General features: G+C 73.0%; 6 protein-coding genes. All 6 read left to right on the top strand.

Features of this window, described 5'->3' with window-relative positions:
* A partial coding sequence (locus VFZ39_RS06085) for a MauE/DoxX family redox-associated membrane protein (RefSeq protein ID WP_330864840.1) occupies positions 1-441 on the top strand: 441 nt, incomplete at its 5' end.
* 20 nt (positions 442-461) lie between these two features.
* On the top strand, positions 462-1,196 hold the full coding sequence (locus VFZ39_RS06080; RefSeq protein WP_330864839.1) for a DsbA family protein: 735 nt from the start codon (positions 462-464) through the stop codon (positions 1,194-1,196).
* A gap of 65 nt (positions 1,197-1,261) precedes the next feature.
* Positions 1,262-2,278, top strand: coding sequence for an adenosine deaminase (locus tag VFZ39_RS06075; protein ID WP_414690263.1), 1,017 nt, complete (start codon positions 1,262-1,264; stop codon positions 2,276-2,278).
* Between the two features lie 129 nt (positions 2,279-2,407).
* Positions 2,408-3,052, top strand: coding sequence for a response regulator transcription factor (locus VFZ39_RS06070; protein WP_330864837.1), 645 nt, complete (start codon positions 2,408-2,410; stop codon positions 3,050-3,052).
* Positions 3,053-3,100: 48 nt separating this feature from the next.
* Entirely contained in the window at positions 3,101-6,094 is a 2,994-nt protein-coding gene (locus VFZ39_RS06065; protein WP_330864836.1) for an FtsX-like permease family protein, read from the top strand.
* Positions 6,091-7,399: hypothetical protein (locus tag VFZ39_RS06060; RefSeq protein WP_330864835.1), on the top strand; the 1,309-nt coding region annotated here is incomplete at its 3' end. The genes VFZ39_RS06065 and VFZ39_RS06060, both read left to right, overlap by 4 nt.

Genomic DNA, 7,399 nt, shown 5'->3' with positions numbered 1-7,399 from the left:
CTCGTGGCGCGGTTGGTGACCGGGGGCGTGTGGATCGTGGCGGGCGCTCTGAAGGTTGCGGACCCCGCCGGGAGCGTGCGGGCCGTCCGTGCGTACGACCTGTTGCCCGAGGCCCTGGTGCAGCCCGTCGGGTACGTGCTGCCCGCGCTGGAGATCCTCGTCGGCCTGGCCCTGCTGCTGGGCCTGCTCACGCGCGCTGCCGCCGTCGTGTCCGCGCTGCTCTTCGTCGCGTTCATCATCGGGATCGCGTCGGCCTGGGGGCGCGGGCTGCAGATCGAGTGCGGTTGCTTCGGAGGTGGAGGGTTCGACGCGGATGCGGCCGAGGACTACCCGTGGGAGATCGCACGCGACGTCGGACTGCTCGTGCTCTCGGGCTGGCTGGTCATTCGCCCCCGGACCCGTTGGTCCCTCGACTCCGTGCTGTTCCGTCGTACCGCCTGACAGACCTTGAAGGAGAACCAGTGTCGAAGAAGACTGCCCCGCAAAGTCGCTCCGAGCGCGCGACCTCGGTGATCGCCGATCAGCGCTCCCGCGAGCGTCGCCGCAACCTGGCCATCACGGGTGCGGTGGTGGGTGTCGCGCTGGTGGTGCTGCTCGTCGCGTTCCTCGCCGGCAGAGCCGGCGACACGTCCGGTGACGCGGCGCAGGCGCCGCGCGGCGTGGACGGCTACTCGGTGCCGGTCGGGTCGCCCGACGCGCCGACCACGCTGACGATCTATGAGGACCCACAGTGCCCGATCTGCCGCGACTTCGAGGACGCGGTCGGCGACCGGCTCTCGTCGGCGATCGACGCCGGTGACGTCCGGGTCGAGTACCGCATCGTGTCCTTCCTGGACCGAGCCTCCGCCAACGAGTACTCGTCACGCGCCGCGAACGCGCTGATGGCGGTGCAGGACACGGCCGGGTCCGAGGCGTTCGCCGCGCTCCACAGAACGCTGTTCGAGAACCAGCCCGAGGAGGGGACGGCCGGGCCCGAGGACGAGCAGCTGGTGGCGTGGGCGGTCGAGGCCGGCGCCCCGGAGTCGGAGGTGCGGCCCCTGATCGAGGACCGCGCGTTCGACCAGTTCGTCGTCAACTCGACCGACCGGATGTCGCGAGACGGCGTGACGGGGACGCCCACGGTGCTGATCGACGGGGAACCCGCCGGCGACACCCCCGCCGCCACCGTCGAGGCGGTCCTGGAGCTGCTCGGCTGAGCCAGGGCGAGTCCTCGCCGGCTGGTACGACGGGCACCTGCGCTGACAGACTCACGCCGGTGAGCATCACGGACTTCATCGCAGGCCTGCCGAAGGCCGAGCTGCACGTGCACCAGGTGGGCTCGGCCTCGCCCCGGATCGTGGCCGAGCTCGCGGCTCGGCACCCGGGCGTGGTCCCGGCCGACACGGAGGAGCTGCGGGCGTACTTCGCGTTCCGGGACTTCGCGCACTTCGTCGAGATCTATCTCTCGGTGGTCGACCTGATCCGTACCGCCGAAGACGTGCGGATGCTGACCTACGAGGTCGCCCGCGAGATGGCGGGCCAGCAGCTGAGGTACGCCGAGCTCACCTGCACGCCGTACACGTCGGTCCTGCCGCACGTCGACGATCGAGGCATCCCGATCGAGGCGTACACCGAGGCGATCGAGGACGCGCGGGTCGCTGCCGAGCGGGACTTCGGGCTGGTCCTCCGATGGATCTACGACATCCCGGGGGAGGCGGGGCTGCCCGCCGCCGACGCGACCCTGGAGTACGCCCTCCAGCACCCCCCCGAGGCACTGATCGGGTTCGGCCTGGGAGGACCGGAGATCGGCGTTCCCCGGCCGCAGTTCCAGCCGCACTTCGACGCTGCCCGCGCCGCAGGGCTCCACAGCGTGCCGCATGCCGGCGAGACCACCGGGCCGCAGACCGTCTGGGACGCCGTCCGGCTGCTCGGCGCCGAGCGGATCGGTCACGGGACCAGCGCCGCGGCCGACCCGGAGCTGCTCGCCCACCTCGCGCGGCACGGCATCCCGCTGGAGGTGTGCCCGACGTCCAATCTCGCCACCCGCGCGGTCGAGTCCCTCGAGGCACACCCGTTGCGGGCGTTCGTCGAGGCCGGCGTGCCGGTCACGATCAACTCCGACGACCCCCCGATGTTCGGGACCGACCTCAACACCGAGTACGCGGTGGCCGCCGAGCTGCTCGACCTCGACGAGACCGGCGTCGCGGGGCTCGCGCAAGCGGCTGTCGCGGCGTCATTCGCGCCCCCGGAGGTCAAGGCAGCGATCCTCGCGGAGATCGAGGCCTACGCGATCTCCTGAGAGGGCACGATTCAGGCCCCGCAATCTCATACATTGCGGGGCCGCTTACTTTGTATCCCTTCGGACTCGGTTTCCTCCGGATTTGCCGGGTGTGTCGCCCCTCTCAGCACCGTGTCGTAGGTTGCAGGCATGGCCCCTGTCAGGATCGCGGTCGTCAACGACTACGAGATCGTCGTCGCCGGCGTCGCCGCACTGCTGGCACCGTTCTCGGACCGGGTCCGCGTGGTGGAGCTCGCTGCCAACGCCAAGGTGATCAGCAACGTCGACGTCGTCCTCTACGACACCTTCGGGCAGGTGCAGGGCGACGGGATCGACCTCGACTCCCTCGTGCGGGGGAGTGGCGCCCAGGTCGTCATCTTCAGCTGGAACCTCCAGCCGGGGCTGGTCGACGCCGCGATCGCGAGAGGCGCTCGGGGCTACCTCTCGAAGGCGCTGGCTGCCGACGACCTCGTCAAGGGGATCGAGGCCGTGCACCGGGGCGAGATCGTCACCGAGCTCCGCCCGACCGACGAGCGCGGGCTCGACCGCGGTGCCTGGCCGGGCAAGGAGCACGGCCTGACCCAGCGTGAGGCGGAGGTGCTCGCGCTGATCACCCAGGGGCTCACGAACCAGGAGATCGCCGATCGCGCCTACATCTCGATCAACTCCGTCAAGACCTACATCCGGACCGCCTACCGGAAGATCGGTGTCACCCGTCGCTCGCAGGCGGTGAGCTGGGGCATGCGGCACGGGTTCACCCCCGACCGGATGCGGGTGCTCGAGGCCGCCGACTGAGGCTGCCGGGGTAGCGGAGAGACGTATGCATCGAGCGGGAACGGCCGGGTGACCGGCGCGTCCACGGGCACGCTCGCGCTCCGGCGTGCGCGCGCCCATCCGGCCCCGGTCGTCGCCGTCCTGGTGAACGTCCTCATCGTGTGCACCCTGGTCGCGGGCCTGGGCGCCAGCCTGTCTCTTCTGCAGCAGGAGGCGCTGCGCACGGCACTGCAGACCGAGCCGACAGAGCGGACCACCGTGGCCGCCTTCTCGCCGTACGACGACGACGACCCGGCCGGCCAGCACCAGGTCATCGCCGACTCCCTGGCACCGGTCACGGGGGTCGCGGGCGGCGACATCGTGCACGTGACCGAGTCCGGCACCTACGAGCTCGCGGCGCCCGGACGCCCGCTGTGGACGTTCGCCGCGGTCACCGGGGCGGACGCGGAGCTCGACATCGCCGGTGGTGCACCTCCTGCGCATGGCGCCGGGCCGGTGGAGGTGGCGGCGCCGGTGAGCTCGGCCATGGCGGTCGGGGACCGGATCGAGCTCGTCAGCCGGTCCGGTGCCGAGCCGGTCGCGGCAGTGGTCGTCTCGACGTGGGCACCGGCCCCCGACTCCGAGCGCTGGCTCGGCGACCTCGGCGGCGACAGCCTCCTCGTGGCGCCGGAGACGTTCCCCGACCTGGCCGGGTCGAGCGCGTCCGGGCGGTGGCGCGCGGTCCCGGACCTGGACGCCCTGGCACCCGACCAGCTCGCCGACCTGGCCCGGGCGGTGGTGGCGGCCGAGGCCGACCTAGCGGCCGCTGGCGAGACGCTGTCGACCACGGTTCAGTCGGACACGGACATCCCGGCCACCCTCGGGGCTCGGGCGCGCGAGCTGGTGGTGCTGCGGGCGCTGCTCCTCGTGCCCGCTGCGCTGCTGCTGCTGCTCGGCGCCGCCTCGTTGTTCCTGGTGGCCAGCGGGCTCGCGGACTCCCGGCGGGACGACGAGGCGCTGCTGCGCTCACGCGGCGGCGGTTACCGGCAGCTCGTCGGTCCGACCGTGCTGGAGACCCTGGTCCTGTGCAGCGTGGCCGCGGCTGCCGCACCGCTGGTCGCCAACCTCGCGATCCGGATCGGCGACGTCAAACCACCGCTCGAGGCCGCGGCGTGGGTGGCCAGCGGCGTCGCGGGCGGGGTGTGCGCGATCGCGCTGATCGTCCCGGTGGTCCTCGGCGCCGTGTCGGGCGACCGTGGCCAACAGCTGAGCGTGGAGCGGCAGCGTCGACGAGCGCTGACGGCGCTGGTCGCGGGCGTGCTGTTCGTGACGGTGCTCGGGGCGCTGGCCGTGGCCCAGCTGCGGGGATTCGGCGACACGGTCGGCGACGCCACGACGACCGCCGGGCCGGTCGACCCGATGGTGGTGTCGTCCCCCGCCCTTCTCCTCCTCGCCCTGGCAGTCGTCGTGGCGGTGCTGGTTCTCCCGCCGGTGTTCAGAGCGGTGGCACGCACGCTCGGGCGGCAGGGCGTCTCGGTAGCGCTCGGGACCCGGTTCGCCGCCCGCGCGACGCGGCAGGTGGTGCCGCTGGCTCTGGTCGTCATCCTTGCCGCCGGCACGCTGTCGTTCGCCGCGATCCAGTTCGCCAGCAGTGCGACCGCGCGTGACGCACGGGCCGACTTCGAGGCCGGCGCCGACGTCCGCGTGATCCCGCCGGTGGACGTCCTCCGGACCGACTCCCTCCAGGAGGTCCAGGAGCTGGCCGCCGTTCCCGGCGTGCAGTCGGTCCGCGCCGTACGACGCAACGGGACGTTCGTCGACGACCTCCCCGCCGACGCGCTGGTGGCGAGCCTCGACCGCGACATGGCCGCGGAGCTGCTGCCGTCCGCGTCGGTGGCGGCGGGGGTCTGGGAGGACCTGGTCGCGCGGCCCTGGGCGGACCCCACGGTCGGCGTACCGCTGCCCGACGGAGCTGATCGGATCGTCGTCGCCAGTCCCGATGTCGACCTCGGGCGGCTCGAGGCGATGTTCGTCGACGCGGACGGAGACGTGGTCGTCGTCGCAGCCGAGGGCGACGGCGAGCGGGTCGTCATCGACGCTGGGGGCGGGCTCCCCGCCGACAGCAGGCTGGCCGGCCTTCACCTCGGTGCCCAGGCCGCGCTGGGGGACCAGCCGTCCATCGGGATCCGAGCCACGGCTCGGGTCGACGGCGAGCAGGTGGCCGATGCGGCGCGTCTCTCCAACCCCGGCAGCGGGACCTGGCTGACGTTCGGAGACCCGCCCGAGCTGCCCGACTCCGTCCCGGTGGTCCTCACCAGCGACCTGGCGCGCGACGCCTCGCTCACCGCGGGTGACACGGTGGAGCTGTCCGTCCTCGGTCTCCCGACCCGGATGCGGATCGTGGGCACCGTCCCCTATGTCCGCACCGTCGGGACGAGCGCCGGCGGCGGCCTGCTGCTCGACGCCGGCAGTGTGCTGCCGGCGCTTCTGGTGGGCGGCGCGGTCGAAGCTCCTGACGAGTGGTGGCTCTCCACCGATCCGGGTCGTGAGGCATCGGTCGCGGAGGCACTCCTCGCGCGACCCGAGCTGGCCCGGGGCGTCGTCACCCGCGCCGAGGTCGAGCGCCGGCTCGACGACGACCCCAGCACCGGAGGCGCCGCGCTCGCGCGGGTGCTGGTGCTGACCGCCGTCGGTTGCCTGCTGGTGGGCTGCCTGCTGCTGCTGTCCGTGGTGCTGCTGCGGCGCCGTGAGCGGGCCGCTCAGGACCGGGTGCTGGTCGCGGTCGGCGCCGCCCGGCGTGACCTGGTCGGCGTGCTGGGGATCGAGTACCTGATCACCACGGGTGCCGGTGCCCTGGCCGGTGGCGCGCTGGGAGCCGTGGTCGCCGGTGTGACGCTGCGGTCGATGACCCTCGGTCCGGACGGCCGGCTCCTGGTTCCGGCACCCGAGCTGGTCGCGCCGTGGCCGCTGCTGCTCGGTGGGCTCGTCGTCCTGGTCGTCGTACCCATGCTGGCCATGCTCGCGCTCCGCCGGCTCGACCACGGCCGCGAGCTGGTCGCCGAGGATATCGGGAGGGCCCGATGACCCTGCTGCCCCGCTCGACCCGGGCCGACCGCGGCTTCGCGGTGCTGCTGTCACTGCTCTGCGCGGGCATCACCCTGGCTGCTGCCGGAACCAGCCTGTGGCTCCGAGAGACGTCCGACGAGCTGACCCGCCGGGTGTTCGCGGAGGCGACGTACTCGGCGACCCAACTGCAGGTCCACTACACGAGCGTCGCCAACGGGGAGGTGCCGCCCAACGCAGCCGACGAGGTCGCGGCCGCGGTGTCACCTGCGCTCGACGCGCTGTACGCCGAGCCGCGGCATGCGGCTGTGTCGACCGACTTCGCCTCCGTGGCGACCCCACGGCGGCCCGGCCCACCGGTGTTCATGACCGTGGCCTCGATGCCCGACGTCGAGAACCTGGTGAAGGTGGTCGAGGGCCGGATGCCGCGCTCGGGGGACACTGAGCGGCGACTCCCGCCGGAGGTGGCGGCGGGCTACGACGGCCCGCGCACGACCACGGTCGTCGAGGTGATGCTCCAGGAGGAGGCGGCGGCCGAGGGGAAGCTGCCGGTCGGCACCTGGATCGTGCAGAGCGCCCTGCGGTACGCGCCCCCCACCGAGCGGCCGGCCCTGGTCCGTGTGGTCGGCACCTATCGGGCGGCCGACCCTCACCCGAGCCCGCTCGACGACGTCACCAACGCCCGGCGGCCCGCCATCTCCGTCGAGCCCGAGGGGAACCTGATCCGCACCACCGCCCTCGTCGCCGACGAGGAGACCGTGCTGCGCTCGCCCTGGACCGGTCAGCCCGACGTGGTGTTCACCTTCGACCCGCTCGGCACCCCGACCTCGGCCCAGACGGACCTGCTGATCGGCGAGGCCCGGCAGCTGCGGCTGCAGGCGTGGCCGCCGGTGTTGGCCGCCGAGAGTGCCGGTGCGCAGACCGGTGTCGGCGAGATCGCCATGGCCGTCGCCGGCTCCCGGAACACCAGCAACGCGGCCGCGATGCTGACGATCACGTCCGTCGCGGGTGCCGCCCTCGGGGTGCTGCTGGCGGCCGCCGTGGTGCTCGCGGCAAGGCGCGAGCCGTGGACCGAGGTCATGCGGGCGCGTGGCGCGTCGTACCGATGGCTGGTCGCGCAGCGCGGTGCCGAGGCACTTCTGATCGTGGTGCCCGGGCTGGTGGTGGCGATCACGGTGCTGGCGGTTCTTGCCGGCGGGAGGCCCGAGACGGAGGACCTGGTCGCGGCCAGCGGCGCGACGCTGGTCTGCGCGCTTCTGGTGACGACGGCGCAGACGGTCCCGCGCGGGCTCGGTGGCGACCGGTTCCGCGGCGTGATCCGCGATG

Origin of the sequence: Nocardioides sp., from assembly GCF_036374615.1 — a bacterium.
Taxonomy (GTDB): Bacteria; Actinomycetota; Actinomycetes; order Propionibacteriales; family Nocardioidaceae; genus Nocardioides.
This window is presented reverse-complemented; position numbering and strand designations above follow the sequence as displayed.

Coding starts and splice junctions, on each gene's coding strand:
- VFZ39_RS06070 (WP_330864837.1), top strand. CDS start 2,408: ATGGCCCCTGTCAGGATCGCGGTCGTCAACGACTACGAGATCGTCGTC.